Annotated in this window: 28 protein-coding genes; 20 read left to right on the forward strand and 8 right to left on the reverse strand. The window is 69.7% G+C overall.

Going from position 1 to position 26,260, the window contains the following annotated elements; all coding sequences use genetic code 11:
* Positions 1 to 30: 30 nt before the first annotated feature.
* Positions 31 to 993 (reverse strand): cation diffusion facilitator family transporter, encoded by a 963-nt coding sequence (locus JD276_RS10265; protein ID WP_200115560.1) that lies wholly within the window; start codon positions 991 to 993, stop codon positions 31 to 33.
* A 149-nt stretch (positions 994 to 1,142) separates the two neighbouring features.
* On the opposite strand from JD276_RS10265, the gene proC reads away from it, so the two are divergent.
* Entirely contained in the window at positions 1,143 to 1,952 is an 810-nt protein-coding gene (gene proC, locus JD276_RS10270; protein WP_200115648.1) for a pyrroline-5-carboxylate reductase, read from the forward strand.
* A gap of 47 nt (positions 1,953 to 1,999) precedes the next feature.
* Here the strand turns inward: proC and JD276_RS10275 are convergent, their stop codons facing one another.
* Together JD276_RS10275 and JD276_RS10280 are read right to left on the reverse strand one after the other, a co-directional pair.
* Positions 2,000 to 2,665 carry a potassium channel family protein gene (locus JD276_RS10275; protein ID WP_200115561.1) on the reverse strand — a complete coding sequence of 222 codons (666 nt, stop codon included), beginning with the start codon at positions 2,663 to 2,665 and terminating at the stop codon, positions 2,000 to 2,002.
* Positions 2,658 to 4,049 (reverse strand): TrkH family potassium uptake protein, encoded by a 1,392-nt coding sequence (locus JD276_RS10280; RefSeq protein WP_200115649.1) that lies wholly within the window; start codon positions 4,047 to 4,049, stop codon positions 2,658 to 2,660. The genes JD276_RS10275 and JD276_RS10280 overlap by 8 nt, the downstream gene beginning before the upstream one ends.
* 161 nt (positions 4,050 to 4,210) lie before the next feature.
* Here JD276_RS10280 and JD276_RS10285 point away from each other — a divergent pair, with 161 nt between their 5' ends.
* The 4 genes from JD276_RS10285 (at position 4,211) to JD276_RS10300 (ending at position 5,640) form a co-directional block, all read left to right on the forward strand.
* Positions 4,211 to 4,699 carry an ArsR/SmtB family transcription factor gene (locus JD276_RS10285; RefSeq protein WP_200115562.1) on the forward strand — a complete coding sequence of 163 codons (489 nt, stop codon included), beginning with the start codon at positions 4,211 to 4,213 and terminating at the stop codon, positions 4,697 to 4,699.
* A 126-nt stretch (positions 4,700 to 4,825) separates the two neighbouring features.
* Positions 4,826 to 4,924, forward strand: coding sequence for a 30S ribosomal protein bS22 (locus JD276_RS10290; protein ID WP_005504750.1), 99 nt, complete (start codon positions 4,826 to 4,828; stop codon positions 4,922 to 4,924).
* A 103-nt stretch (positions 4,925 to 5,027) separates the two neighbouring features.
* Positions 5,028 to 5,324 carry a glutaredoxin family protein gene (locus tag JD276_RS10295; protein ID WP_200115563.1) on the forward strand — a complete coding sequence of 99 codons (297 nt, stop codon included), beginning with the start codon at positions 5,028 to 5,030 and terminating at the stop codon, positions 5,322 to 5,324.
* 13 nt (positions 5,325 to 5,337) lie between these two features.
* Positions 5,338 to 5,640, forward strand: coding sequence for a Dabb family protein (locus tag JD276_RS10300; protein WP_200115564.1), 303 nt, complete (start codon positions 5,338 to 5,340; stop codon positions 5,638 to 5,640).
* Positions 5,641 to 5,669: 29 nt separating this feature from the next.
* Here the strand turns inward: JD276_RS10300 and JD276_RS10305 are convergent, their stop codons facing one another.
* Positions 5,670 to 6,278, reverse strand: coding sequence for a MarR family winged helix-turn-helix transcriptional regulator (locus JD276_RS10305; protein ID WP_200115565.1), 609 nt, complete (start codon positions 6,276 to 6,278; stop codon positions 5,670 to 5,672).
* A 114-nt stretch (positions 6,279 to 6,392) separates the two neighbouring features.
* Between JD276_RS10305 and idi the strand changes: the two genes are divergently transcribed.
* The 6 genes from idi to JD276_RS10335 are packed head-to-tail and all read left to right on the forward strand — an operon-like array spanning position 6,393 to position 12,114.
* Complete coding sequence (gene idi / locus JD276_RS10310) at positions 6,393 to 6,941, forward strand: isopentenyl-diphosphate Delta-isomerase (RefSeq protein WP_200115566.1); 549 nt, start codon at positions 6,393 to 6,395, stop codon at positions 6,939 to 6,941.
* Positions 6,938 to 8,056, forward strand: coding sequence for a polyprenyl synthetase family protein (locus JD276_RS10315; protein WP_200115567.1), 1,119 nt, complete (start codon positions 6,938 to 6,940; stop codon positions 8,054 to 8,056). Before idi ends, JD276_RS10315 begins: the two co-directional genes overlap by 4 nt.
* Positions 8,056 to 9,006 carry a phytoene/squalene synthase family protein gene (locus JD276_RS10320; RefSeq protein ID WP_200115568.1) on the forward strand — a complete coding sequence of 317 codons (951 nt, stop codon included), beginning with the start codon at positions 8,056 to 8,058 and terminating at the stop codon, positions 9,004 to 9,006. Before JD276_RS10315 ends, JD276_RS10320 begins: the two co-directional genes overlap by 1 nt.
* Complete coding sequence (crtI, locus tag JD276_RS10325; protein ID WP_200115569.1) at positions 9,003 to 10,598, forward strand: phytoene desaturase family protein; 1,596 nt, start codon at positions 9,003 to 9,005, stop codon at positions 10,596 to 10,598. The genes JD276_RS10320 and crtI overlap by 4 nt, the downstream gene beginning before the upstream one ends.
* A complete protein-coding gene (locus JD276_RS10330; protein ID WP_307866542.1) occupies positions 10,598 to 10,942 on the forward strand; it encodes a lycopene cyclase domain-containing protein in 345 nt (114 codons plus the stop codon). The genes crtI and JD276_RS10330 overlap by 1 nt, the downstream gene beginning before the upstream one ends.
* Complete coding sequence (locus JD276_RS10335) at positions 10,939 to 12,114, forward strand: prenyltransferase (protein WP_200115571.1); 1,176 nt, start codon at positions 10,939 to 10,941, stop codon at positions 12,112 to 12,114. The genes JD276_RS10330 and JD276_RS10335 overlap by 4 nt, the downstream gene beginning before the upstream one ends.
* A gap of 72 nt (positions 12,115 to 12,186) precedes the next feature.
* Here the strand turns inward: JD276_RS10335 and JD276_RS10340 are convergent, their stop codons facing one another.
* Positions 12,187 to 12,993: an AraC family transcriptional regulator gene (locus JD276_RS10340; RefSeq protein WP_200115572.1), complete on the reverse strand. Its 807-nt coding sequence runs from the start codon at positions 12,991 to 12,993 to the stop codon at positions 12,187 to 12,189.
* Positions 12,994 to 13,079: 86 nt separating this feature from the next.
* Here JD276_RS10340 and JD276_RS10345 point away from each other — a divergent pair, with 86 nt between their 5' ends.
* Positions 13,080 to 13,583, forward strand: coding sequence for a VOC family protein (locus JD276_RS10345; protein ID WP_200115573.1), 504 nt, complete (start codon positions 13,080 to 13,082; stop codon positions 13,581 to 13,583).
* A 29-nt stretch (positions 13,584 to 13,612) separates the two neighbouring features.
* Here JD276_RS10345 and JD276_RS10350 read toward each other — a convergent pair whose 3' ends face one another.
* Together JD276_RS10350 and JD276_RS10355 are read right to left on the reverse strand one after the other, a co-directional pair.
* Complete coding sequence (locus JD276_RS10350; protein ID WP_200115574.1) at positions 13,613 to 14,992, reverse strand: flavin-containing monooxygenase; 1,380 nt, start codon at positions 14,990 to 14,992, stop codon at positions 13,613 to 13,615.
* A gap of 253 nt (positions 14,993 to 15,245) precedes the next feature.
* On the reverse strand, positions 15,246 to 16,166 hold the full coding sequence (locus JD276_RS10355) for a LysR substrate-binding domain-containing protein (protein WP_200115575.1): 921 nt from the start codon (positions 16,164 to 16,166) through the stop codon (positions 15,246 to 15,248).
* 151 nt (positions 16,167 to 16,317) lie between these two features.
* On the opposite strand from JD276_RS10355, the gene JD276_RS10360 reads away from it, so the two are divergent.
* From JD276_RS10360 to JD276_RS10390, 7 genes are all read left to right on the forward strand, one after another.
* Positions 16,318 to 16,746: a RidA family protein gene (locus tag JD276_RS10360; protein ID WP_307866532.1), complete on the forward strand. Its 429-nt coding sequence runs from the start codon at positions 16,318 to 16,320 to the stop codon at positions 16,744 to 16,746.
* Positions 16,746 to 17,426 (forward strand): DUF1028 domain-containing protein, encoded by a 681-nt coding sequence (locus JD276_RS10365; RefSeq protein WP_200115576.1) that lies wholly within the window; start codon positions 16,746 to 16,748, stop codon positions 17,424 to 17,426. Before JD276_RS10360 ends, JD276_RS10365 begins: the two co-directional genes overlap by 1 nt.
* Positions 17,419 to 18,564: a M20 family metallopeptidase gene (locus JD276_RS10370; RefSeq protein WP_200115577.1), complete on the forward strand. Its 1,146-nt coding sequence runs from the start codon at positions 17,419 to 17,421 to the stop codon at positions 18,562 to 18,564. Before JD276_RS10365 ends, JD276_RS10370 begins: the two co-directional genes overlap by 8 nt.
* Positions 18,565 to 18,620: 56 nt before the next feature.
* The gene (locus tag JD276_RS10375) at positions 18,621 to 20,111 is read left to right on the forward strand and encodes an aldehyde dehydrogenase family protein (protein WP_200115578.1); all 1,491 of its coding nucleotides are present in this window, start codon (positions 18,621 to 18,623) and stop codon (positions 20,109 to 20,111) included.
* A gap of 202 nt (positions 20,112 to 20,313) precedes the next feature.
* Entirely contained in the window at positions 20,314 to 21,084 is a 771-nt protein-coding gene (locus tag JD276_RS10380; protein ID WP_200115579.1) for an SDR family NAD(P)-dependent oxidoreductase, read from the forward strand.
* Positions 21,085 to 21,115: 31 nt separating this feature from the next.
* Positions 21,116 to 22,525 carry a purine-cytosine permease family protein gene (locus tag JD276_RS10385; protein ID WP_200115580.1) on the forward strand — a complete coding sequence of 470 codons (1,410 nt, stop codon included), beginning with the start codon at positions 21,116 to 21,118 and terminating at the stop codon, positions 22,523 to 22,525.
* Between the two features lie 23 nt (positions 22,526 to 22,548).
* Positions 22,549 to 23,880 carry an amidase family protein gene (locus tag JD276_RS10390; protein ID WP_200115581.1) on the forward strand — a complete coding sequence of 444 codons (1,332 nt, stop codon included), beginning with the start codon at positions 22,549 to 22,551 and terminating at the stop codon, positions 23,878 to 23,880.
* Here the strand turns inward: JD276_RS10390 and JD276_RS10395 are convergent.
* The gene (locus tag JD276_RS10395; protein WP_307866533.1) at positions 23,859 to 24,416 is read right to left on the reverse strand and encodes a helix-turn-helix domain-containing protein; all 558 of its coding nucleotides are present in this window, start codon (positions 24,414 to 24,416) and stop codon (positions 23,859 to 23,861) included. The genes JD276_RS10390 and JD276_RS10395 overlap by 22 nt on opposite strands.
* Before the next feature lie 79 nt (positions 24,417 to 24,495).
* Here JD276_RS10395 and JD276_RS10400 point away from each other — a divergent pair, with 79 nt between their 5' ends.
* Entirely contained in the window at positions 24,496 to 26,229 is a 1,734-nt protein-coding gene (locus JD276_RS10400) for a bifunctional NAD(P)/FAD-dependent oxidoreductase/class I SAM-dependent methyltransferase (protein WP_200115583.1), read from the forward strand.
* Positions 26,230 to 26,260: the final 31 nt, after the last annotated feature.

Below are 26,260 nucleotides of genomic sequence, written 5' to 3' on the forward strand. Positions count from 1 at the left end.
CGCCCGTGCCGCCCCGCCGAGGGGCGCCGCTCAGTCGTAGGAGAGCGTGACGATCGAGCTCGTGGTCGGGGTCTTCGCGTTCGGGTCGAGATAGACGTCGGGCTCGAGGTAGATGACCCGCGCCGCGGGCACCGCTTCGCGCACCCGGCGCTCGGCGAGGTTCACGATCACGGAGACCTCGTTCATGGTGCGCTCGGCGGCGAGGGCGATCTTCGCGCCGACCATGAACTCGTCGGGGCCGAGGTAGAGGGTCTTCATGTGGATGATGCGCTCGATATCGCTGCTGTCCAGGATCGCGGCCTCGATCCTCGCCACGTCGTCTTCGTTGGCGCCCTCGCCCACCAGGAGGCTCTTGACCTCGACGCCGATGATCACGGCGACGCCGATCAGCAGCACGCCGATGCAGATCGTCGCGATGCCGTCGAACAGACCGTCGCCGGTCAGCACCGTGAGCCCGACGCCGAAGAACGCGAGCAGCAGGCCGGTGATCGCGGCGAGATCCTCCAGCAGCACCACGGGCAGCTCGGGAGCCTTGGAGCGGCGGATGAAGGAGATCCAACTGCCGTCGCCCTTGTGCGGGCGGCTCTCGACGATCGCGGTACGCAGCGAGAATCCCTCGAGCACGATCGCGATGCCGAGCACCAGCAGCGGCAGCCACCAGACCTCGAGCGGGTGCGGATTCTGGATCTTCGAGATGCCCTCGTACACCGAGAAGACGCCGCCGATCGAGAACAGCACGATGGCGACGACGAAGGCGTAGACGTACCGCACCCGACCGTAGCCGAAGGGGTGCTCCTTGTCGGCGCGCTGCTTCGCGCGCTTGCCCCCGAGCAGGAGGAGGAGCTGGTTGCCCGAGTCGGCGAGCGAGTGGACGCCCTCCGCGAGCATCGACGACGACCCCGAGAAGAACCACGCGACGAACTTCGTGATCGCGATACCGAGGTTGGCGAGGAACGCCGCCACGATAGCCTTGCCGCCGCCTGAAGCACTCATGTCGGGAACCCTCCGATTTCTTGCCCAGCGCTGTTGTTGGTAACGGCACCATCCTAGGATGGGGAGCTGTGACCGACAGCATAGAAGCACGCGATTCGAACGCCCCCCACGACCCGCGAGGAGCCGCTGCGTCCTTGCCCCGCACCGCGATGATCGGCGTCGGCTCCATGGGCGGCGCGATCCTCGCGGGGCTGCGCTCCCCGGGCGTCTCGGTCGACGGTCCCATCTCCATCACCACGCGCTCCGCCGCGAGCGCGGCGCCCTTCGCCGACGCCGACGACGTGGTCGCCCGCGCCTCGGAGACCGAGCCGGGGGCGAACCGGATCGCGGTGCGCGGTGCGCGCGTGGTGATCCTCGCGGTGAAGCCGTGGATGATCCTCGACGTGCTGCGCGAGATCGCCGACGACCTCGAACCGGGCGCGGTCGTCGTGAGCGTCGCCGCGGGCGTCACGACCGGCAGCATGGAGGCCCTGCTGCCGAGCGACGTCGCCGCGGTGCGGGCGATGCCGAACACGCCCTCGCACCTCGGGCGCGGGGTCACCGGGGTGGCGGGCGGAAGCACGGCCTCGGCGGACGACGTCGACGTCGTCCGCCGGCGCGTCGAGACCCTCGGCGCCGTGCTCGTGCGGGAGGAGGGGCGCATCAACGCGCGCGCCGCCGTCTCCGGATCGGGCCCGGCCTACCTGTTCCTCTTCGCCGAGGAGTTCACCGCCGCCGCGAGGCGCCTCGGCTTCGACGCCGCCGAGGCGAAGCTGCTGGTCGAGGGGACCGTTGCCGGCGCCGCCGAGCTCATGGCGCGCAGCGAGGAGGATCCCGCCCAGCTGCGCCGCAACGTGACGAGCCCGAAGGGCACGACGGAGCGCGCCGTCGAGGTGCTGCAGACGGGCGGCTGGGGCGAGCTGTTCGACCGGGCGCTCGCCGCCAACATCCGCCGCTCGGAGGAGCTCGCGGCCGAGTAGCGGAGCCGGCCGGGCGCCCGTGACGCGCACCCGGCGCGACGCCGGCCCTACGCGATCGTGGCGAAGCGCTCCACGTTCTCGGCCGTGCCCGACACGATGATGAGGTCGTGCGGCGAGATCACGGTGTCCTGCGTCGCGTGCGTGAACGGCTGCCCCGGCGTCTTCACGCCGACCACGGTGATGCGGTAGCGGGATCGCACGCCGCTCTCCTTGAGCGCGAGGCCGCGGATGGAGCGCGGCGGGTACATCTTCACGATCACGTAGTTGTCGTCGAACTGGATGAAGTCGAGCATGCTGCCCGAGAGCAGGTGCGCGACGCGCTCGCCGGCCTCTCGCTCGGGGTAGATGACGTGGTTCACGCCGATGCGCTCGAGGATCTTGCCGTGCGAGGCGGAGATGGCCTTCGCCCAGATCTGGGGCACGCCCAGGTCGACGAGGTTCGCCGCGACGAGCACGCTGGCCTCGATCGACGAGCCGACGGCGACGACGGCGATCTGGAACTCGGCGGCGCCGATCTGCTCGAGGGCCTCCATGGAGCGCGCGTCCGCCTGCACGGCGTGCGTCACCCGATCGGACCACTTCTGCACGAGCAGGGGATCGGTGTCGACGACGAGCACCTCGCGATCCTGCCGGTCGAGCTGCCCGGCGGTGGCGGCGCCGAAGCGCCCGAGCCCGATCACGAGTACGGGGGCGTCACTGCGAATATCAACCAACGATCGGCCTTTCTTCGGGGAATCGGAACATGCGGGAGCGGCTGGTGGCCGCGACCGCGGCGGCGAGCGTCACCGTGCCGACGCGCCCCGCCCACATCGTGGCGGCGAGCACGTACTTACCCGCGTCGGGCAGTTCGCCGGAGAGGCCGTTGGAGAGGCCGCAGGTGCCGAACGCGGAGATGACCTCGAAGAGCACGATGTGCAGGGGCTCCCCGGTCATGTGCATGATGGCGACCGAGGCGGCGAGCACGATCGTGGCGCCCCAGATCAGGATCGAGACCGCCACGCGCAGCACCTCGACCGGGATCCGGCGGCCGAAGGCCTGCATGTCCTGGTAGCCGCGCGCCTCGGCGTACGCGGCGAGGAAGAGCACCGCGATGGTGGTCACCTTGATGCCGCCGGCGGTCGACGCGGATCCTCCGCCCACGAACATGAGCATGTCGATGACGAGCAGCGTCGAGCCGTTCATGTCGAGCGGGTCCATGATCCCGAGCCCGCCGGATCTCGTCATGACGGAGGTGTAGCCCGAGCTCAGCAGGGTGTCCCAGACGTTCTGCGATCCGAGGGTGGCGGCGTTGTCCCACTCGAGGCCGGCGATGGCGAGCCAGCCGAAGATCACGAAGATGATCGTCGTGGTGAGGGTGAGCTTCGCGTGCAGGCCGATCTTCTTGTGCAGGCCCATCTTCTTCCGGTGGGGCTTCCACCCGTTGGAGACGTAGCGGTACAGGGCGAAGATGACGGGGAAGCCGATGCTGCCGAGGAAGACTCCGACGGCGAGCACCCCGAGCATGTACGGGTCGGTGGCGAAGGGTGCGAGGCCGTCGGGAATGGGGACGAACCCGGTGTTGGTGAAGGCCGAGGCGCCGAGGTAGAAGCCGTACCACAGCGAGTGCGGCAGATCGTAGCCCGCGACCATGAGCCGCGGCGTGATGAGCACGGTGAGCGCGAACTCGATGACGAGCAGGCTGACGGCGACCGCGCGCAGCAGGCCGCCGATGTCGCCGAGGCCGACCGCCTGGCTCTCGCTGACGCCGCGGCTCGCGCGCATCGGGTTGGTGTCGCTGGCGGCGAGCAGGCGCTGCCGCAGTCCGAGACGCCTCGTCACGGTGAGCCCGAGGATGCTCGCGAGGGTCAGCACGCCGATGCCGCCCGCCTGGAACCCCACGAGGATGACGATGTCGCCGAACAGCGACCAGTGCGTGCTCATGTCGACCGTCGAGAGGCCGGTGACGCAGATCGCGGAGACCGCCGTGAAGAACGCGTCGGCGAGCGGCGTGACGGAGCGGTCGGCGCTCGCGATCGGCAGCGAGAGCAGCGCGGTCCAGATGAGGATCAACCCGGTGAAGATGAGCAGGGCCACCCGTGCCGGGGACGACTGGAACACCGAGTGCATCCAGCCCTTCCTCGCCAGCGGTGCGGAGACCCTCCCCGTCGCGGTGTCTGCCCCCACGTCTCCTTCTTCCCGAGAACACAACGGGTGCCCACTGACCGAAGCCGGCACCCGCGGTTGTCATGCTACACACACCGCGGGCTACCCTGTTGGGTATGCCAGACATTTTCGGAGTCATCGCGGATGCCACACGGCGCGATATCCTGCGGGTTCTGCTCGAGCGCCACACGCGGGAGGCCGAGGCGAGCGTGTCCGAGATCGTCACGCAGCTGGAGATCAGCCAGCCCACCGTCTCGAAGCACCTCAAGGTGCTGCGCGACGCCGAACTGGTCACGGTGCGGGAGGAGGGGCAGCACCGCTTCTACTCCCTCGACCCCGAGCCGCTCGAGATGGTGGAGGATTTCGTGATCCCCTTCCTCACCGCGGGCGTCGAGACCGAGGTCACGGTCGAGTACCTCTCCGACACGGGCGAGCGGCTGCCCGATCCGGACGCCGGGCCCGACGATGTCGGCCGCACCGCGACGGACGACGGGGAGGTGCTGCCCGAGGAGGCGGCGGCTGCGGCGGAGCGCATCGGCCGGGCGGCCGCGCGCGCGGAGCATCGCGTCAAGGAGCTCGTCGCGCGCTTCCGGCTTCGCGGGTGAGGTCGTCGGGGACGCAGCCGTCGGCGGTGCGCAGGGTACTCGAGTTCGCGCCGGCGCACGAGTGGCGGTAAGATAAGTGTTTTGTGGGCCAATGTGCGGCCTTCCCCGAGACGTTGTGAGGTAACTGTGGGTTCAGTCATCAAGAAGCGCCGCAAGCGTATGTCCAAGAAGAAGCACCGCAAGCTGCTTCGCAAGACGCGCCACCAGCGTCGCAACAAGAAGTAGTCGCGGGCTCTCGCGACGCGGGCGTCGGGTTTCGGCTCGGCGCCTTTTTCGTACCCGATCCGGACCGACGGCGGCGGTCGCTCGGAGGCTAGGATCTGTAGATGTGCCCACCGTGAGCCTCACCCTGATCGGCAGACCCGGATGCCACCTCTGCGACGCCGCCCGCGAGGTGGTGGCCGCGGTGCGCGTCGAGGCCGAGCAGCGCGGCATCCGGACCGAGGTCGAGGAGCTCAGCATCCTCGACGATCCCGCGCTCGCGAGGCGGCACTCGGAGGACATCCCGGTCGTGCTCGTGAACGGGCGCCGTCACGCCATCTGGAGAGTCGACGCCGGGAAGCTCTCCCGGGCGCTCGAGAAGGCCGCGAAGAGACCGCTCCTGCAGTTCCGCCGCGAGGGCTGAGAGAAGAGAGAACATGACCCTGCACCACATCGTCACCTGGAAGCTCAGCGGCGAGACCGTCTCCGACCGCGACGCACAGGCCGCCGAGATCATCGCGGCCCTCGCGCCGCTCGCCGAGACGGTGCCGAGCGTGCGCTCGCTGAGCGTTCACCGCAACGAGATCAACCACGACGAGAACTGGGACGTGACGCTCGTCTCGACGTTCGCCGATGCCGACGGCCTCGCCGCCTACGCCGTGCACCCCGAGCACGTCGCCGCGGCCGCCGTGATCAAGCGGCACGCGGTGGCGCGCGCGGGCAACGACTTCACGATCTAGGCGATGCGGCGGCTGCGGCGCCCGAACGGTCACTCCTCCGGCGGTGCCGCCCGCGGTGCCGACGGGTCGTCCGCCCAGTCGGCGCCCCTGAGCGATATCTCGTTCGTCATGTCCGTGAGGAACCGGGTCACGGCGGCGCGCTCGCTGCTCGTCAGCCGCGCGGCGGCGTAGAACCGCCTGGCCTGCTGGCGGCCGACCGTCTGCTTCGCCGACGCCTCCGTCTCGGGGGTGATCTCGATCATGAACGCCCGCCTGTCGCGGGGGTGCACGTGGCGGACGATGTGATGATCGCGCTCGAGCCGGTTCAAGAGCTTCGTCGTGGAAGCCGCCGAGATGCGGAGGTGCGTCGCGAGCATGCCCGGGGTCACGATCTCCCCCTGCCGCTTCGCGACGATGAGGTAGTGCAGGGCGCGCATGTCCTGCTCGCTCAGTCGCATGTACTTGCGCGAGGCCTCGGAGAGCCGCGACTCGGCTTCGCGCAGACGGGCGAGGGCGTTCATGAGTTCGGCGATCTCGTCGATGGCCTCCTCGGATACCCCGGAGGCGTCGAGGAGATCGCTGCTGCCGGCTGTGAGTCCGACCCGGTAGAGGTTCTCGGAGATCGGGTCGCCGGTCTCGTCGGCCGCACGATTCTCCATGGCACAATCCTACGATTCTTTCTCCGTATCGAGAATAAAGTATCTGCTTAGTTAATATATGTTATGAGAAATAATATGCTATATTGAAAGTTATCTTGTAGCGAAGGAGGTGGCGTGGAAGACCCGGAACTCGTGGTGCTCCTGGACGAGGGCGGCTCCCCCGTCGGAACCAGTCCGAAGATCTCGGTGCACACCGACGCGACGCCTCTGCATCTCGCCTTCTCGTGCTACCTCACCGATCAGGACGGGAGGCTGCTCGTCACCCGTCGAGCGCTCTCGAAGCCGACCTGGCCCGGCGTGTGGACCAACAGCTTCTGCGGACATCCGGCACCGGGCGAGACGCTCGAACAGGCCGTGCGTCGACGCGGCCGCGAAGAGCTCCGCACCGTCGTGGGCGCGGTGGAGGAGCGTCTCCCCGACTTCAGGTACCGCGCGGTGGACGCCGGCGGGGTCGTCGAGAACGAGGTCTGCCCCGTGTTCACGGCGCGTGCGAGCGGTCCGGTCGCACCTGACGCCGCCGAGGTCGTCGAGTGGGTGTGGGTCGATCCCGAAGCGCTGCTCCGATCGGTCGAGAGCGTTCCGTTCGCCTTCAGCCCCTGGCTCCGAGCGCAGCTGCCGAGGCTGTTCACGGCGGGGGCGTTCGCCGCAGGGAGCGACGGGTGATCGAGGCCGTGCGGGAACGTCGCGCGGTCGGCGATGCGGTCGAGGAGATCGAGGAGCAGGTGCGGCTGCTGCTCGGAGCGCGGGAGCCGAGAGCGCGGGCCCACGGACCCCGCTTCGCCCATCTCTGGGACATCGCATCGGAGTGCCTGCTCGGCGGCAAGCTCCTCAGGCCCCGGCTGCTGATCGGCGCGTTCGATGCACTCGCCGCGGGACCCGCGGCCGAGGCGAGCCGGCGTCGCTCGGCTCTCCGCATCTCCGCAGCCGTCGAACTCCTCCACTTCTCCTTCCTGCTCCACGACGACGTGATCGACGAGGACCTCATTCGGCGCGGGGCCCCGAATGCGATCGGGAGGCTCCTCGGTGGAACAGGTGCGGAGTCTCCCGCTGCTTCCGAGGCGCGGAGGTCCGAGGGCCGTCGGCTCCACTGGGCCCGAAGCAACGCGATCCTGCTGGGCGACCTCATGCTCGCCGCCGTGCACCAGGTCTTCGCCAGGGAGGCGGTTCCCGAGGCGATGCGCGTCCGGCTCCTCGATCTGCTCGATCGCACCATCACCGAGTCGGTGGCGGGCGAGCAGCACGACATCGGACTGAGCGACGGGGTCATCGCATCCGACCTGGACGAGGTGCTCGAGATGAGCCGGTTGAAGACGGCGACCTACACCTTCGAGCTGCCGCTCAGAGCCGCGGCGATCCTCGCCGGAGCGGACGCCCGGCTCGAGGAAGAGCTGGGGGCGATCGCGCGGCACCTCGGGGTCGCCTTCCAACTGCAGGACGATCTGCTCTGCGCCTTCGGCGACAGCCGGGAGCACGGCAAGGATCCCTTCTCGGACTTTCGCGAGGGCAAGGAGACGGCGATCATCGCCTATGCGCGCACGACCAGCGCCTGGTCGCGCATCGACCCCAAGCTCGGCGCGGGCGATTTCGGCGATGAGGACGGACGAGCCCTGCGGTCGCTGCTGCGGGAGTGCGGCGCCGAGCGGGCCATCCGCTCCATGGTCGACGAGCGGATCCGGGCGGCGGTGGGGATCGTCTGCCAGGAGGAGCCCGCGATCCCGCGCGCGCTCATGCGGTTCCTCCTGGGCGTCGTCGAGGCGCTCGACGGGAGGCGCGGGTGATGCTCCGGACTCGCCGGCTCGAGCCGCTCGATCACTACACGGCCGCGGCCGAATCCGCGTCGGCCAGGATCATCGCGGCGTACTCGACCTCGTTCGGGCTCGCCACCAGGCTCCTGGGTCGGAGGCATCGCAGGCACATCCGCAACATCTACGCGCTGGTCCGAGTCGCCGACGAACTCGTCGACGGCGTCGCCGCGGAGGCGGGCCTCGGGCCCGCTGAGCAGCGCCGCGAGCTCGACGACCTCGAGGTCGAGACCGAACTGGCCATGCGCACCGGGTACAGCGCCAACCCGATCGTGCACGCCTTCGCCCGCACGGCCGGAGGCGCCGCGATCGACGCGGCCCTCACCCGCCCGTTCTTCGCGTCGATGCGCATGGACCTGCCGCCCGACCCGGATGCCCGGGGAGCGCGGCCGGAGCAGGCCCTCACCCGAACGCGAGCATTCGGTCCGGATGAGCACGCCGCCTACGTGCACGGCTCGGCGGAGGTCGTCGGGATCATGTGCCTGCGCGTCTTCATGCGCGATGAGGCAGTCGGGCCGGAGACCGTCCGGCGCCTCGAGCACGGGGCGAGGCAGCTCGGGGCCGCCTTCCAGAACGTCAACTTCCTCCGCGACATCGGGGACGACACCGAGCGGCTGGGGCGCGCCTACCTGGGAGGCGAGGTCGAGATGACTCCGCAGCTGCAGCAGCGGTGGGTCGACACGATCCGCGGGCAGCTCGCCGATGCCGAAGCCGTTCTTCCCCTGCTGCCGCGAGACGCTCGCGGCGCCGTGGGATGCGCGCTCCGCCTCTTCGAACGGCTCACGGAGCGGATCGCGAGAACTCCGGCCCCGGCTCTGCGCCGCGGCCGGGTCCGGGTCTCGAATCCGGTCAAGGCCTGGCTCGCCGTGCGCTCGATGCTGGCGTCGCCGGCGTCGCTGCCCTCCCGGAAGGCGGATATCGGATGACACGCACCATCGTGATCGGAGGAGGCATCGCCGGGCTCGCCACGGCCGCGCTCCTGGCGCGCGAAGGGCATCGCGTGCGGGTGCTGGAGCAGCACCCGCAGGTGGGCGGGCGCGCCGGCAGCCTCGAGATCGAGGGGTTCCGCTTCGACACCGGTCCGTCCTGGTATCTCATGCCCCGGGTGTTCGACCACTTCTTCGACCTGCTCGGCACCAGCACCGAGGAGCAGCTGGATCTGCGCACCCTGGATCCCGGCTACCGGGTGTTCGGAGAGCCGGGGGACGGACCCGAGCAAGCGATGACGATCCCTCGCGGGCGAGAGCGCGTCATCGAAGCCTTCGAGCTCCGGGAGCCGGGGAGCGGAGCAGCGCTGCGCCGCTACCTCAGGTCGGCGAACCGGGCCTCGGAGATGGCGGAGCGCTACTTCCTCTACAACGCCTTCACCCGATGGGGATCGCTGGCGACTCCCGAGGTCGTGCGGGCTGCGCCCCGGCTCCTCACGCTGCTGGGCACCTCGCTCGCCGGGTTCGCCGCCCGACGGTTCTCCGACCCGCTGCTGCGGCAGGTGCTGGGCTATCCCGCGGTCTTTCTCGGCACCGACCCGCATCGCGCCCCCGCGATGTACCACCTGATGAGCGCGCTCGACCTCGACGAGGGCGTCCGGTATCCGATGGGCGGCTTCCACCGGGTGGTGGAGCGTCTCGAGGCGTTGGCGCGCGATGCCGGGGCCGAGATCGTCACGGAGGCCCGCGTCACCGACATCCTGACGCGCCGAGCTCGGGAGGGCGTCAGCGTCAGCGGCGTCCGATGGTCCGATGCCGCGGGCGCTCAGCACGTCGAGCACGCGAACCTCGTGGTCTCGGGCGCGGATCTCCACCACACCGAGACGGTACTGCTGCCCGCCGGCGCCCGGAGCTACCCCGAGGCCTGGTGGGAACGGCGGGAGAGCGGGCCCGGAGCGATCGTCGTGCTGCTCGGCGTCGAGGGCGAGCTGCCGCAACTCGAGCACCACTCGCTCTTCTTCACGCGGGATTGGGGCGCCAACTTCCGGGCGATCTTCGGCGAGGACGGCCACGTGCCCGACCCGGCCTCGATCTACGTCTGCCGCCCGAGCGCCACCGACGACTCGGTGGCGCCCGCCGGGCACGAGAACCTCTTCGTGCTGATCCCGGTGCCCGCCGACGTCGCCATCGGCTCCGGAGGCGCCGACGGCTCCGGGGACCCCCGCGTCGAGCGGGCCGCCGACGCGGCGATCCGGCAGATCCAGGAGTGGGCCGGCATCCCCGATCTCCGTCGCCGGATCGTGGTACGTCGCACCATCGGACCGGCCGATTTCGCGAGTCAGTACCACTCGTGGAGGGGCGGCATGCTGGGCCCCTCGCACATCCTGCGGCAGAGCGCCATGTTCCGCCCGCAGAACGCGTCCAAGCGGGTGGCGGGCCTCTACTACGCCGGCGCGACGACGGCGCCGGGCGTCGGGGTGCCGATGTGCCTGATCAGCGCGGAGCTGGTACTCAAGAGGATCCGACAGGATCACTCCGCCGGCCCGACCGCACCGCGTCCCGCCGCTGCTTCGACCGAGGTCCGCGGATGATCCCACTCGTCTACCTGGCGTTCCTGCTGCTCGGAATCGCGTGCATGCTGCTCATCGACCGTCGGTTCCGCCTGTTCTTCTGGAGGGATGCCGCGGCTGCGTCGATGGTGACGCTGGCGGGAACGGCGTTCCTGCTGCTCTGGGACGCCGCGGGGATCGCCGGCGGGATCTTCCTGCGGGGAGGAGCCGGGATCGCGTCCGGCGTCGTCCTCGCCCCCGAGCTCCCGCTGGAGGAGCCGGTCTTCCTCGTCTTCCTCGTGCTCTGCACCATGGTGCTGTACACGGGCCTCGCGCGCCTGCTCCAGCGCCGGAGGCGGAATCGGACGCGGAGGAGGTTGCGGTGACCTACGCGCTGCTCTCCACAGCGTTCCTCGCCGTCGCCGTGATCGGGGGCGCGGTGCTCGCGCGGTGTGCCGGGAGCGCCCTCTCCTGGGGCGCCATCGCCGGGGCCGGGGTCGCGCTGCTCGTGCTCACCGCCCTCTTCGACAGCCTCATGATCGCCGCGGGTCTGTTCACCTACGAGGAGGGGCTCATCTCGGGCCTCCGGGTGGGCCTCGCCCCCGTCGAGGACTTCGCCTACCCGCTCGCGGCGGTGCTCGCGTTGCCTCCCCTGTGGGTGCTGCTCAGCCGCTCCGGAACGGGCTCCGCGGCGGCGCTGCTGCGTCACGCCTGGGTCGCCTCGCGGCCGGTGAGCTGGGTGAACACGGCGTTCCCGTTCGCCGCCGCGACGCTGCTGACGACCCGGGAGGTCGACTGGCTCCTGGTCGTCGGCACGATCTACTACCTCGTTCCCTACAACCTCGCGCTGTACGGCGTCAACGACGTCTTCGACTACGCCTCCGACGTCAAGAACCCCCGCAAGGGCGGCATCGAGGGCGCGCTGCTGCCGCCCGCGCTCCACCGGCCCATGCTCTGGCTCGCCTTCGGCGCGAATCTTCCGTTCCTGGCGCTGCTGCTCGCGGCTGGGACCCCGGCGTCCGCTCTCGCCCTCGCCGTCAGCTCCTTCGCGCTCGTCGCATACTCCGCTCCGGGGCTCCGCTTCAAGGAGCAGCCGGTGCTGGACTCCATCACCTCGAGCGCCCACTTCGTGACGCCCGCCATCGTGGGCCTCGCTCTGGCGGGCGCCGACGTCGACACCGCGCTGGTGCTGCTGCTGGCGGCGTTCTTCGTCTGGGGAGTCGCGGCGCACGCGTTCGGCGCGGTGCAGGACATCGTTCCGGATCGCGAGGCGGGAATCGGCTCGATCGCGACGGCGCTCGGGGCGGCCCGCACTGTGCGGATCGCGCTCGCGCTGTGGCTCACAGCGGGAGCTCTGATGCTCCTCACCCCGTGGCCCGGGCCGCTGGCGGCCGGTCTCGCCGTGCCGTACCTCGCGAACTGCGCCCCCTACGTGCGGATCTCGGATGCCGAGTCCGCTCGTACGAACGGGGCCTGGCGCAGATTCATCTGGCTGAACTACTGCTCCGGTTTTCTCGTCACCCTGATCCTGATCCTGTTCTGGAGCATCTCCTCGTGAGGATCCGGCGCCGAGGAGTGCGGCCTGCTGCATCCTCTCGGTCCTCTCGGTCCTCTCGGGGAGCCCGTGTCCCTACCCGGCAGAGCCCGGCGAGGCGAGAGCCCGGTACGCGCTCGGGGTCACGCCGAGCACGGCCTTGAAATCGGTCGTGAAGTGCGGGTGGTCTGAGTAGCCGAGCTCCGCCGCGAGCGCCGCGATCGTCGCCCGGGGATCCTCGCGCAGCCGCTCGGCCGCCTCCTGCAGCCGACGGCGCCTGATCATCGCGTGCGGCGAGAGCCCGAAGAACCGCTCGGCGAGGCGCTGCGCGCTGCGGACGGACAGGTGGGCGCGCTCGGCCAGCTGGTCCACCCGCAGCACGGTCGGGTCGGCGAGGAGGTCGGCGAGACGATTGGCGAGCGCGGCGTCGGATCCGTCCTCCGGGGACGGGACGCGGCTCTGGATCCAGGCCCCCAGCGCCGCGACGGCGCTCTCGCGACGCGCAGGAGACGGGGCCGAGGGATCGTCCATCGCCCCGGCCACGGCGGCGTGCAGGGCACGATCGTCGATCGATGCGGCGGTATCCCGCAGTTCGGCGGGGCACGGGATCAGCGGCGGGACGGCTGCCGGGCGCAGCAGCGCGCCGACGGCCCACCCGCGACCGACGAGGATCCGCTCGGAGCAGCGCGTCGGTGGTCCCACCGCCGTGATCCCGCCCGGTTCCACGACGAGGTTGCAGGCGGGGAAGGGGAGCACGGTCTGGCGCGACTCCTCCCCGTCGGGGAGATCCCACACGGGGATCCAGAACCAGCGCACGGCGTGGGCGAGCCCCGGAGGCGCGGGGATGCGGTGGAACTCCGGAAGCCGCCCGGGGTAGAGGATGCCGCGTCGCTCCTCGTGCATGTCGTCCCCCGATCCCGGAAAGCGGTGGGCGCGGGCTGGCGCGAATCTGCAAGCCCGGAGCCCCGCCCCGGTCCTATTCTGCCGGTATGAACGCACACGAGTCACGCGCCGCTGACGGCGCCCACACCGATCGCGGGATCCCCCACGGATCCACCAGCCTCACACCCTTCCTCGCGCTGCCCCGGGCGAAGGAGGCCGTCGAGTTCTACCGCGACGTCTTCGGCGCCCGGGTGGTCGACGTGACCGAGATGGGCGGCGTGGTCGCCCACGCAGATCTCGACTTCGGCGACGGGCACCTGCAGCTCGGCGAGCCGATGCCCGATTACCACCTCGTCGCCGCACCCGAGGGCGAGGACGACTGCTACTCGCTGGCGCTCTACTGCTCGGACGTCGACGCGGTCGTGGAGCGCGCCGTCGCCGCCGGGGCGACGGTGCGGGAGCCGGCGACCGATTTCGTGTCGGGGGACCGCTACGCGAGCGTCCGGGATCCGTTCGGCGTGCGATGGTCGATCATGACCCGCGTCGAGGATCTCTCGGAGGAGGAGAGCGCCCGCCGGGTGCGGGAGTGGGCGAAGTCCTTCGAGGGGTGAGCGCCGCGATCGGCCGGATGTCGCGTCGCTCAGGAGGCGCGGGTCCTCGCGCGCGCGTCGATACCGCGGTCTCGATGCAGGAGAGAGGGACCGGGTGCCGGTGCGCCCGCGAGGGAGGTGCTGCGGGAGGGCAGCCCGCCCGCCGGTTCGGCGTTGCCCTCGTAGGTGAGGTAACCGCGCTGGATGTCGATCTGATCCGCGAGGTACTGCGCGTCGTGCCAGACCCCCCAGATGAAGCTTGAACCGCGACGCGACTGCCAGGGCAGTCCGAGGTAGTAGACGCCCGGCTCGGCGGAGACGCCCCGTTCGTGCTTCGGCAGGCCCCGCTCGTCGGTCGCCTCGGGGGGCAGCCAGCCGTAGTCGGCGCGGAAGCCCGTGGCCCACACGATGGAGGTGATGCCGGCCTCCGCGAGGTTCAGCGAGCGCAGCGGGTCGGTCACCGATGCGGGGAGCGGGCCGAGCACGTGCGCCTCGGGCTCCTCGGGCAGGTCGATGCCGGTGCGGGCGATGTACGCGTCGGCCTGCTCGAGCACCGAGAGATAGTTCTCATCGCCGCGGCGCACGTCGCGCTCGAGGTCGCCGCCGAAGGTCAGCACTCCGTCTTCGTAGGATTCCGCGCGGCCGACGAGCACGATGCCGTCGTTCGCGAGGTCGCGGAAGTCGATGGTGCGGCCGCCGCCTGCGCCGCTGACGGCGATGGTGGTGTGCTCGGCTCCCTCCGGCGGGGTCGATCGCTCCCAGAGGCCGAGTGTGCCGAGCCACCACACGAAGCTGCGGCCCCGGTAGCGCTGCGGAGGGCGGTCGTGCGCGCCTACCGCCAGGTAGACGTCGCGCCCCGACTGCTTCAGCTCGTCCGCGATCTGCACTCCGGAGGACCCGGCTCCGACGACGAGCACACCGCCGGGGGGGAGCTGTCGAGGGTTGCGGTATCGGCTGGAGTGGATCTGCTCGATGGGCGCGCTCTCGGGAACGATCCTCGGGAAAGAGGGGGTCTGGAAGGCACCGGTGGCCGCGACGACGTAGCGAGCTGAGAAGGGGCCCGCGGTGGTCTCGACCGAGAAGCCGGGCGAGCCGGTGCTCCGATGCACGGAAGTCACCTCGACGCCGCACCGGATCGGCGCCTCGATCATCGCGGCGTAGTCCTCGAAATACCGTGCGACGCGATCCTTGGAGGCGAAGGCATCGGGGTCCACGTCGTCGAACTCGAGCCCGGGGAAGCGGTCGTGCCAGGCCGGCCCATTCGCGACCAGCGAGTCCCAGCGCTCGGAGCGCCAGCGCTCGGCGATGCGGCTGCGCTCGAGCACGATGTGGGGGATCCCCCTCCTGGTGAGGTGCTCGCTCATCGCGATTCCCGCCTGGCCCGCGCCGACGACAAGGACCTCGGTGACCTCGGCTTCTTCGCTCGACATATCTTCTCCGCTCGCTGGTCGTGATCCGCCCGGATGCGCGGGACGGTCCACCCGAGTGGCGTCTCGGATGCGGCTCCGCGCCGCCCGGGTTCCACCAGCAAACCGCACTCCCGTGCGGGGGCGCCAATACACTTTCGCGGTCCATTCCATCTGTTCTCAAGATGGAAAGTCGTTTGAGTATCAGTCGATTGCATCTGAGTGCGCTGCTTCTGAGCCGACCCGGGCTCGGAGGCGAAGGCACGGCGGACCGGTGTCAGCCCGGGTGCGGCTCGGAGAGGATCTCGCGCACCGTCGCGACCACCGCCTCTGCCCGAGCCGAGCGGTCGATCTGAGCGAGCGAGGAGACGACGACACCGAGTTCCTGCACGTCGTCCGCGATCTCGACGGCGACCGCCTCGTTCCCGCTGTAGGTCTCTCGGGTGTGCGGGCGTTGATTGAGGAGGGAGAAGCCGAGGCCGGCCGAGACCATCGAGCGCACGGTTTCGTAGCCGGACGCGCGATAGCGCGGGTGCGTGACGATACCGGCGCTCGCGAGAATACCGAGGAAGTAGTCCCGGCTGTCGGGGAGGTCGAGCAGTACGAACGGCTCGGCGGCGAGCTCGATGAGGGAGAGCTCGTCCTGTTCGGCGAGCGGATGGTGCGTGGAGAGCAGCACGTAGGGGCGCGCGCGGCCGACCGACTCGCGGGCGATACCCTCGGGAGACGTCAGGTCGTAACCGATGGAGAGCTCCGCCCGACCTCCCCTCAGGGCCGCGAGGTTCTCCTCGTAGTCGCCCTCGAGGATCTCGACGTTCAGCTCGGGATGCTGGACGTGCAGCCTGCTCAGCAGCTTCGGCAGCAGGAAGGGGGAGAGCGTGTTGAAGCAGGCGACCGTGATCGAGCCCCGGAGCTCCTGCTGATCGGCTCGGATGTTCTCGATCATGTCTCCCAAGAACCCGAAGAGCAGCTGGGTATCGCGGAGCAATCCCTCGCCGGCGGGAGTCAAGATGAGTCCCTTCGAATGCTGGCGGATGAAGAGTGTGGTTCCGAGGGAGCGTTCCAGGTGGGAGATCGCGGTCGAGACCGCCGATTGCGCGACATGCAGCTCCTGGCTCGCCACGGTCATGTTGAGAGTCTTCGCGCACTCGGCGAAGTATCCGAGCTGCGTCAGGGTGATCGGAAAGCGCTGCGCCAACGGGGCCTCCTGAGTGCATCGGAGCGACGATCGTCCATCTTCTTATCCGATCGACTGACTAAATTATGCCTATTTTACGGATGAGACGCATTCTGCGAACAATGGAGCAGAAGGGCCATTCGTGCATCGCGCACTCGAAGAGGAGGACACCGTGACGGAACCGACGCATCGGCGACTGAGGATGTTCAACACGAAGGACACCTACCCGGAGCAGAACCTCGACAACGACCTGTGCCAGGCCGTTGTGGCGAACGGCGTCGTCTACCTCCGCGGCCAGATCGGACAGGATCTCGAGACGCGCGAATCGGTCGGCATCGGCGACGTCGTGGCGCAGACGGAGCAGGCGATGTCGAACATCAAGATGCTCCTCGAGGAAGCGGGGAGCAGGCTCGAGGACATCGTCAAGGTCACGGTGTACATCATCGATCCCCGTTACCGCGAAGACGTCTACCGCACCATGGGCGCATGGCTGAAGGGAGTCTTCCCCGTCTCCACGGGCATCGTCGTGCAGGCTCTCGCACGGCCGGAATGGCTCGTCGAGATCGATGCGACCGCGGTCATCAGCGAGCGGGGTGCGTGATGACCTTCTCGCTCATCCTCCGCGATCCGGAAAGCGGTGAGTTCGGCTCGGCGATCTCCTCCTCATCGCCCGCGGTCGCGGCGCGCTGCCTGAACCTGGCCGACGGCATCGGGGCCGCCAACTCGCAGAACGTCACCGATCCCCGCCTCGGCGCGCAGCTCATCGACCGTCTGCGCGCGGGCGACGCCGCGCAGGAGGCGCTCGACGCCGTCATCGCCGGAGCCGATCCCGAGACGATCGAGTACCGCCAGCTGCTCGTGCTCGACAGCGCCGGAGGCTCCGCGGCCTTCTCGGGAGCACGTGCGCTCGGCACATTCGGGGCGGAGACCCGTGAGAACGCGGTCGCGGGTGGGAACATGCTCGCGAGCCTCGACGTGCTCGACGCCCTCGTCGACACCGCACTGACGACGAGCGGCCGCATCGAGGAACGGCTGTATGCGGCCCTGCGGGCCGCGCTGGCTGCCGGCGGTGAGGAGGGACCGGTGCACTCCGCGGGCATCTCGGTCGTCGGAGAGGCTGGCTGGCGCGTCACCGACCTGAGGGTCGACTGGGTCGACGATGATCCCATCGGAGAGCTGGGACGCGTGCTCGAGGAGTGGTTGCCGCAGCGGGACGACTACATCCACCGCGGCATCAACCCTGCGGTTGCGCCCTCGTACGGGGTCCCCGGCGATGAATGAGGCGCGCAAGCAACGGATCTCGTCACGCCTGGCGGCGGTGGACGACGCGCTGGTCGCGCTCTCGAACCGTCTGCATGAGGATCCCGAGACCGGTTGGCAGGAGCACCGCTCCTCGGCGGCGGTCGCCGGAGTGCTCGCGGAACATGGTTTCGCGGTCGAGCACCCCTATCTCGGACTCGACACCGCGTTTCGCGCGACCGGCGGGGCCGCGCACCCGCGGTTCACGGCGGGCTTCCTCGCCGAGTACGATGCGCTGCCCGGACTGGGCCATGCGTGCGGCCACAATCTCATCTCGGCGATGTCCGTGGGTGGTGCGATCGGCCTGGCCGAGGTTGCCGGGGATCTGGGGATCGGCGTCGAGGTGATCGGCACCCCGGCGGAGGAGGGCGGCGGCGGCAAGATCGAGCTGCTCGAGCGCGGGGCGTTCCGTGAACTCGACTTCGCTCTCATGGCGCACCCGGCTCCCGTCGATGTGGCTGAGGCGCGTCCGTTCGCGGTGGCGCACTGGCACGTTCGGTATGACGGCAGGGCCGCGCATGCGGCGGCCTACCCCGAGCGCGGAACCAACGCAAACGACGCATTCCTCGTCGCGCAGCTCGCGATCGCGCTGCTTCGTCAGCAGCTGCCGGCAGGTGTGCGTGTGCACGGCGTGCAGACTCTCGGCGGCGAGGCCCCGAATGCGATACCCGAGCGCACCGAGGGGCGCTGGTATGTGCGCGCCGAGAGTATGGCGCAGCTGCTTGAGCTCGAGCAGCGCGTACTCAAATGCTTCGAAGCGGGCGAGCTGGCGACCGGTGCGAGGCTGACCGTGACACCGGAGAGCCAGCGCTATGCCGAGATGCGGACCGATGAGGAAGCGCTCGATCTGTACCGGGCCAACGCCATCGCGCTCGGCCGCGATTTCGACGTCGATCCGATCGCCGCGACCATGAACCGAGCCTCGACCGACATGGGCAATGTCTCCCAGGTCGTGAACGCCATCCATCCCTACATCGGCGTCGGCGGAGACGCCAGCAACCATCAGCCCGAGTTCGCGGCGGCCTGCGTCGGCGATCGGGCGGAGCAGGCCCTGCGCGACGGCGCGACGGGGCTCGCGTGGACCGCGCTCGACGTTGCGCTGGTCCGGTCGGCGTCCTGACGCCGGAAGCCGCGAGGACCTGGCGCTCGAACAAGCAGAAACGTAAGGAGAACCACATGACCCGCAGCTACGAGGAGTGGCAGGCCGCAGCGGCGGCACTCGACTTCGACGGCCGTCCGGTGATCGGCGGTGTGCGAGCGGACGCGAGTTCCGGCCGGACCATCGAGAAACGGAACCCTGCCACCGGCGAGATCATCTCGCACATCCACGATTGCGTCGAGGCCGATGTCGACGCGGCCGTCGCGGCGGCGCGCGCCGCCTACGAGTCCGGGGTGTGGTCGCGTTCGGGCGCCGGCTTCCGACGCGAGCGACTGCTCGAGCTCGCCCGTCTCATCGAGGCCCGCGCTGAGGAGTTCGCGCTCTACGACACCCTCGACATGGGCAAGCCGATCCGCGAGTCGTCGACGATCGACGCGCCGGGGTCCGCCGCGCTCTACCGTTTCTACGGCGAGGCCATCGAGAAGACGGAGGATCTGATCCCCGTGACGCCGCCCGGCTCGACTGCGCTCGTCACCCGTGAGGCGCTTGGCGTCGTGGGGGTCATCGTCGCCTGGAACTATCCGCTCGAGATCGCCACATGGAAGCTCGCTCCGGCGCTCGCCGCGGGCAACGCCGTGGTCGTGAAGCCACCGGTCGAAGCATCGCACTCCGCGCTGCTGCTCGCCGAGCTCGCAATCGAGGCGGGTATCCCCGCGGGCGTCCTGAACGTCGTACCCGGCCGCGGATCGGTGGTCGGCAGAGCGCTCGCACTGCACGAGGATGTCGACATGCTCGCGTTCACAGGATCGACCGAGGTGGCGAAGCAGTTGCAGCAGTATGCGGGGCAGTCGAACATGAAGCGCCTCGCACTCGAGGCAGGGGGCAAGAGCTCCAACCTGGTCTTCGCGGACTGCGACGACCTGCGGCTGGCCGCTGAGAAGGCCGCCTTCGGCAGCTTCTACAACCAGGGGGAGGTCTGCTCCGCGAATTCGCGCATCTTCGTCGAGCGATCGGTCTACGATGAGTTCCTGCAACTCCTGTCCGCGGCAGCCCGAGCCTACGCTCCGGGCGACCCGCTCGATCCCGCGGTGGGGACGGGCTCCCTCGTCTCTGAGGCTCACGCCGACACCGTCTGGGCCGCCATCGAGAACGCGCGTCGCGACGGCACGATCGTCGCGGGCGGGGCCCGCCCCGAGATCAACGGTTCGAAGGCGTTCATCGAGCCGACCATCGTGGCCGACGTGCCCTCCGACCACGAGGTGCACACCCGCGAGATATTCGGCCCCGTCGCGGTCGTGACGCCCTTCGACACCGAGGAGGAGGCGATCACACGAGCGAACGAGACGCCCTACGGTCTTGCGGCGTCGCTGTGGACGGGGTCGCTCGCCCGCGCCCACCGCGTCTCGGAGCGGCTCGTCGCCGGCACGGTTTCCGTGAACACCGTCGACGCGCTCGGCTTCACGACGCCGTTCGGCGGCTTCAAGCAGTCGGGGTTCGGGCGCGACCTCTCGGTGCACGCACTCGAGAACTACACCGACTACAAGACCACCTGGATGCAGTGGGGCTGATCGGGCACAGCTGCACGGGGTGTTCTTCCGTTCTCGGGCGGAGGAGCCCTCGGGTCCCTGATCAGATGTCGAAACCGATCCGATCCTCAGGACACGCCCAGTCATTATCCGTATTCCCATCGCTCGCGTTCCGACGCGAGACCGAGCACCCGCCGGAGAACCGGTGAGGTGCAACGCAACAAGAGAGGACGCGAAAGCGAACATGAACGGTCTGGCAGAGAAAGTCGCATTCGTCACCGGTGGCGGTTCCGGGATCGGGCGGCAGGTGTCCCTGCGCCTTGCCCGTGAGGGCGCCAGAGTCGGCGTCGTCGACCTCCGTGAGGAAGCCGCGCAGGCGGTGGTGGATGAGATCCGCGCCACAGGCGGCGCAGCTGCGACGATCGTCGCAGACGTCACCTCGGCCGAGCAGGTCGAGTCGGGCGTGGAGAAGCTCGCGACGGAGTTCGGAGCGGTCCACTTCGTGGTGAACTGCGCCGGTGTCGCCCTCGGCGAGGGCGGGGTCGTGGAGTGCAGTGAGACGGCCTGGGACAAGACGATGGCCATCAACGTGAAGAGCATCTTCCTCACCGGGAAGTACGCGATCCCCCGGATCATCGCCGCCGGCGGCGGATCCATCGTCAACATCGCCTCGGTGTTCGGCATGGTCGCCAATCCGGACGAGTGCGGCTACGCGGCCTCGAAGGGCGCAGTCATCAACCTGACCCGTCAGATGGCGGTGCAGCACGCGGCGGACCGGGTGCGTGTCAACGCCGTGCTCCCCTCCGACTGCGACACCCCGCTCATCGCAGGCCTTCTCGGCGTCGAAGGCGCCGAGCTCGAGACGGCGAAGGCCGAGCTCGCGGCACCGATCCCGTTCGGCCGGCTCGCCCAGCCGGAGGAGATCGCCGCGGGCATCGCCTTCCTGCTCTCCGACGACGCGGGGTTCATCACCGGCGTCTCCCTCCCCATCGACGGCGGCTTCCTCACCAAGTAGCAGCGCCCGCCCCTTCTCGAAAGAAGATCCCATGAGTGCAACGACGCAACAGCAGGTCCCGACGATCGAGGACAAGACGATCCAGCCGATCCCGCTCGACGAGCGCCACGGCAAGGCTCGCGACCTATTCACCATCTGGTTCGGCTCCAACATCATGGTGCTGACCATCGTGACCGGCGCACTGGCCACGACCATCTTCGGCCTCGACTTCTGGAGCGGTGTTCTCGCGATCGCCATCGGCCAGCTGGCAGGCGCCGTCTTCATGGCGCTGCACTCAGCCCAGGGTCCGCAACTGGGCGTACCCCAGATGGTGCAGACCCGGGGCCAGTTCGGCTCGTACGGCGCCCTGCTCGTGGTCATCGTGACGGTGCTGATGTACATCGGCTTCTTCGCAGCCAATCTCGTGCTCGGCGGTCAGGCCCTCGCCACCATCGTCCCAGGGCTGTCGGTCAGCGCGGGCATCGTGATCATCGGCATCGTGAGCGTCATCGCCACGATCTACGGCTATCGACTGATCCACGCCTACACGAAGATCCTCAGCGTCGTCTCGGGCCTCGCGCTCGTCGTGGCCTTCATCCTGCTGATCGTCAATTCGCAGGGCGGTGACGCCGGAGCCGTCGGCGGCTTCAACTGGAGCGGCTTCATGGGCACCGTATCGGTGGCCGCACTGTGGCAGATCGCCTACGCCCCGTACGTCTCGGACTACTCGCGCTATCTCCCCAAGGGCACGGGGTCGAAACAGGCCTTCTGGTCGTCGTACTGGGGTTGCGTGCTCGGGGCCTCTCTGCCGATGTTCCTCGGCGCACTCGTCGGTGCGAAGCTGATCGCAGGGAACATGAACCCCGACGACGTGGTCGGCGGGATGGGGACGCTGCTGCAGCCGCTCACCATCGTCATCGTCGGCATCTTCTCGCTCGGCGTCGCCGCCACGAACTCCATGAACCTCTACTGCGGCGTGCTCTCGACGCTCACCGTGGTGCAGACCTTCTACCCCGCATGGAAGCCACGCGCCGGGACGCGCGCGGTGACCGCGATCATCATCTTCGCGCTGTCTCTCGCGCTCGCGCTCGTCGGCGCCGACAACTTCCTGGTGTACTACTCCAACTTCCTGGCGCTGCTGCTGTACGTGCTCGTGCCCTGGACAGCGATCAATCTCGTCGACTACTACCTCGTGAAGCACGGAGACTATCGGGTCGAGGACTTCTTCCGCCAGGACGGAGGCATGTACGGCCGCTTCAACTGGGTCGCGATCATCTGCTACGTCCTAGGTGCGATCATCCAGATCCCGTTCATGGTGACTGCGCTCTACACCGGTCCCGTGGGCGAGGCGCTGGGCGGCGTCGACGTCTCCTGGATCATCGGCCTCGTGGTGATCTGTCCGGTGTACTTCTTCCTCCAGCGCGCCGTCGAACGGGGGAAGATGCCGGCCGCCGTGGCATGACGGACGGGGCGACGGGACGGAGCATGACTGTGGACGGATGGAGCACCCGCGAGGCGCTGGAGCGGGCTCATGCCGACGACCACGGCAGCTTCGTCGCGTTGTCGAAGGAGATCGCCCCCGAGCCCCCAGATGGACGGCCGCTCGGGGGCCTCCCCTTTGCGGCGAAGGACAACATCGACACACGGGAGTTCCCGACGAGCGCCAACACGCCGGCTCTCCTGGGGACCACGCGGGAGCGCGACAACCCGGTGCTGACTCGACTCGCGGTCGCTGGCGCGCGGCTCATCGGTAAGACGAATACGCACGAGCTCGCGCTCGGAATCACGACGAGCGCCGGTGCCTTCCCGGCGTCGAGAAACCCACTCGAGCCCGCCCGCTCTCCCGGGGGTTCCTCGGGTGGCTCAGGCGCAGCGGTGGCCGCGGGCATCGTTCCGTTCGCGCTCGGAACCGACACGGGCGGCTCCATCTCGATCCCGGCGGCGTGGTGCGGTGTCTTCGGCCTGCGGCCGACGACCGGCAGATGGCCGGTAGGCGGCGTCGTCCCCCTGTCGCGGAGCCGGGATACTGTCGGCGTTATCGGGGAATCGGTCGAGATTCTCGCCGCGGTAGACAGCGCAGTGGTCGACGCGCCCACGACCGGCAGGGCGACCGCACCCGTCGGGCCGATCCGGATCGGCATTCCCGAGCCCGGTACGACGTTCACGGCCCGCCTCGCCGATCCGGTGCGCGACAGCTGGGAGGAGAGTCTCGAGCGCCTTCGCGGAGCGGGTGCCGTCGAGCTCGTGCGGGTCGACACCGAGGAGGTGCACCAGCTCGAGCGGCGTTGTGGGCACGAGATCGAGTTCTTCGAGATGGCTCGGTGCCTCGGCGCATATCTGGCGGGGCTGCCGCGCCCACTGCCATTCGCAGAGCTTGTGGAACGGGTCGCGCGCGATGACGTCCGCGAAGCGCTGCGCGAGTCGGGGCGGGCACAAGCGCGCTCCGATCAGTACGCGGAAGCGCTCGCGATGCGGGTTGCCCTGCAGGCTCGGTACGATGCGCTGTTCGCAACGCATGGTATCGCTGGACTGCTGTATCCCACCGTTCCGATCACTGCGCCCATGGTCGGAGAGGATCGGACCTCGGCGCTCGGGACGGATGAGGATATCTTCGAGGTCGGCACCCGTAACGTCAACCCTGGGTCTGTCTCCGGGCAACCCGTCGTGACGCTTCCGGGCGCTCGAGGGAATCGGGACGGCGATTCATCCGCCGCAGGCATCTCGCTCGAGGGGGCGCGGGGAGACGATCGGCGTCTTCTGGCGACCGCTCGCCTGCTCGCGCCGATCCTGAGCGGCTACTCGCTCTCGGCCCCGTAGAGGTGCATGCGCTCGCCCGTCGCGCTGAAGATGCTGATGATCTGAGCCGGCCGCGATCCCTCGGCGCGCATCGTGTGCGGCGTCCGCGTGTCGAACTCGGCGGCCTCGCCGCGCTTCAGCACCAGATCCTCACCGCCGAGATGCAGATGCAGTCGCCCGCTGAGCACGTAGAGCCACTCGTGGCCGTCGTGGGTCTTCGGCTCGTGCTCGGGGGAGCCCGGATGGTAGGTGATCCGGTAGGCCCGAACGCTCGACTCCTCGAGGGTGAGCGGTGCGATGGTCATCCCGTCGCGCTGCACCTCGTGGCGGCGCACGCGCGGATCCCGATCCTGCTCCTCGAGCAGATCGTCGACCCGGATGCCGAGCCGGCGGGTGAGCGGGAGGAGCAGCTCGAGGCTCGCCTGGCGCTTGCCGGATTCGAGACGCGACAGCGTGCTGACCGACATGTTGGCGCGGGCGGCGAGATCTTCGAGGGTCCACCCCCGCGCCTGCCTCGCGGCGCGCAAGCGCGGCCCGACCTGCTCGAGTTCCTGCACGAGCTCCTCCCCATCCCTCGTTGTTGCATATTCGGCAAATCCGATTGCAATTATCGCACGTTCTTTCGAGACTGGTGGCATGCGAGAAGAACTATTCGATGCGATCGTGATCGGCGGCGGGCCCGCCGGTCTGAGTGCTGCGCAGTCCCTCGGGCGCGCGCTGCGGCGGGTGCTGGTGGTCGATGCGGGCTCGCCGCGCAACCGGTTCGCGGCGCACATGCACAACGTGCTCGGCTTCGACGGGGCGCCCCCCTCGGAGCTGGCGGAGCGCGGGCGCGCCGAGGCGGAGGCCTACGGAGTGGAGTTCGCGGACGGCGTCATCGCCGAGGTGCGCGAGGCGAGCGGAGGGGAGGACGAGACCGCCGCGGGGCCGGCAGCCGCGGGCGCCCGGCTCGTCGTGAGGCTCGACGACGGGCGCGAGCTGCTCGCCCGCGCACTCGTCGTCGCCACGGGTGTCGCGGACGCGCTCCCCGAGATCCCGGGCCTCGCCGAGCGGTGGGGCGACCGGGTGCTGCACTGTCCCTACTGCCACGGCTGGGAGGTGCGCGGGCTGCGACTCGCCGTGATCCCGACCTCTCCGCTCGGCATGCATCAGGCGAGGCTCGTGCGGCAGTGGAGCGACCGGCTGACGGTCTTCACCGCGGGGCTCGGCGACCTCGCCGAGGGCGATCGCGGGGCGCTGCGTGCGCGCGGGATCGCCCTCGAGGACGACCCGGTCGTCGGAATCGCCGACGCCCCGGCCGTCGAGGTCGCCGACACCGCGGAGCGGGCCTCGGCGTCCGGCGATCCGGGTTCGACGGTCGGGGAGGGCGCGGGCGAAGGCAGGGGTCGCAGCATCGTCGTCCGCACCGCCTCGGGGCGGGAGATCGAGGTCGACGCGGTCTTCTCGATGGGACGGATGGTGCCGCAGGACGCGTTCCTCGACGGGCTCGGCCTCGAGCGCGCCGACGGGCCGATGGGCAGCGTCATCGCCGTCGACCTGTTCGGTCGCACCAGCCACCCTCGGATCTGGGCCGCGGGAAACGTCGTCAACCCGCCCGCGAGCGTGCCGATGGTGGTGGGCGCCGGCAGCTTCGCGGGCGCTGCCGTGAACGCCGCCCTCGTGGAGGAGGACTTCGAGACGGCGCTCGCGGGTGCGACTGATGCCGCCGGTCGGTCTGGCGATCCGGAGCCGGATCCCGCCGCCGAGGATCCGGCGGAGTTCTGGGAACGCCGCTACGGTGAGTCCGAGCGGATCTGGTCGGGGAAGGTGAATCGCGCGCTCGCGGATCTCGCCGAGACGTGGGCGCCCGGTCGGTCCCTCGACCTCGGGTGCGGCGAGGGTGGAGACGCGATCTGGCTGGCCGAGCACGGATGGGTCGCGACCGGGATCGACCTCTCGGCCACGGCGGTCGACCGGGCGCGCGACGCGGCGAAGGCCCGGGGGATCCCGGAGGGACGCGCCCGCTTCGTGGCCGCCGATCTGGCCGAGTGGGATGAGCCGGGCGAGTTCGACCTGGTGACGGCGAGCTTTCTGCAGTCGCCCGTCGAGCTGCCACGGGAGGAGATCCTGCGATCCGCCGCCGCTCGCGTCGCCCCCGGAGGCCGCCTCGTCGTCGTCTCGCACGCGGCGCCGCCGCCCTGGGCGAGGGCTCACGCGGCGCACCGTTCGCTGTTCCCGTCGCCCTCGGCCGAGCTGGCCTCGCTCGAGCTCGATCCGGATGCCTGGGAGGTCGAGGTCGCGGAGGTGCGCTCGCGCGAGGCGACGGGCCCAGACGGGGAGCGGGCCGAGCTCGAGGACACCGTCATCGTCGCCCGCCGCCGGTCGCGGTAGGCCGGCCCGCATCGAGTCATCGCGCATACGA

Origin of the sequence: Leucobacter chromiisoli, from assembly GCF_016522505.1 — a bacterium.
GTDB lineage: Bacteria > Actinomycetota > Actinomycetes > Actinomycetales > Microbacteriaceae > Leucobacter > Leucobacter chromiisoli.

Bases quoted from the DNA above. Each gene is read 5' to 3' on its own strand.
- JD276_RS10265 (WP_200115560.1), bottom strand. From the start codon at position 993: ATGAGTGCTTCAGGCGGCGGCAAGGCTATCGTGGCGGCGTTCCTCGCC.
- proC (WP_200115648.1), top strand. From the start codon at position 1,143: ATGATCGGCGTCGGCTCCATGGGCGGCGCGATCCTCGCGGGGCTGCGC.
- JD276_RS10285 (WP_200115562.1), top strand. From the start codon at position 4,211: ATGCCAGACATTTTCGGAGTCATCGCGGATGCCACACGGCGCGATATC.
- JD276_RS10300 (WP_200115564.1), top strand. From the start codon at position 5,338: ATGACCCTGCACCACATCGTCACCTGGAAGCTCAGCGGCGAGACCGTC.
- JD276_RS10305 (WP_200115565.1), bottom strand. From the start codon at position 6,278: ATGGAGAATCGTGCGGCCGACGAGACCGGCGACCCGATCTCCGAGAAC.
- JD276_RS10320 (WP_200115568.1), top strand. From the start codon at position 8,056: ATGCTCCGGACTCGCCGGCTCGAGCCGCTCGATCACTACACGGCCGCG.
- crtI (WP_200115569.1), top strand. From the start codon at position 9,003: ATGACACGCACCATCGTGATCGGAGGAGGCATCGCCGGGCTCGCCACG.
- JD276_RS10340 (WP_200115572.1), bottom strand. From the start codon at position 12,993: ATGCACGAGGAGCGACGCGGCATCCTCTACCCCGGGCGGCTTCCGGAG.
- JD276_RS10345 (WP_200115573.1), top strand. From the start codon at position 13,080: ATGAACGCACACGAGTCACGCGCCGCTGACGGCGCCCACACCGATCGC.
- JD276_RS10350 (WP_200115574.1), bottom strand. From the start codon at position 14,992: ATGTCGAGCGAAGAAGCCGAGGTCACCGAGGTCCTTGTCGTCGGCGCG.
- JD276_RS10365 (WP_200115576.1), top strand. From the start codon at position 16,746: ATGACCTTCTCGCTCATCCTCCGCGATCCGGAAAGCGGTGAGTTCGGC.
- JD276_RS10370 (WP_200115577.1), top strand. From the start codon at position 17,419: ATGAATGAGGCGCGCAAGCAACGGATCTCGTCACGCCTGGCGGCGGTG.
- JD276_RS10375 (WP_200115578.1), top strand. From the start codon at position 18,621: ATGACCCGCAGCTACGAGGAGTGGCAGGCCGCAGCGGCGGCACTCGAC.
- JD276_RS10380 (WP_200115579.1), top strand. From the start codon at position 20,314: ATGAACGGTCTGGCAGAGAAAGTCGCATTCGTCACCGGTGGCGGTTCC.
- JD276_RS10385 (WP_200115580.1), top strand. From the start codon at position 21,116: ATGAGTGCAACGACGCAACAGCAGGTCCCGACGATCGAGGACAAGACG.
- JD276_RS10390 (WP_200115581.1), top strand. From the start codon at position 22,549: ATGACTGTGGACGGATGGAGCACCCGCGAGGCGCTGGAGCGGGCTCAT.
- JD276_RS10400 (WP_200115583.1), top strand. From the start codon at position 24,496: ATGCGAGAAGAACTATTCGATGCGATCGTGATCGGCGGCGGGCCCGCC.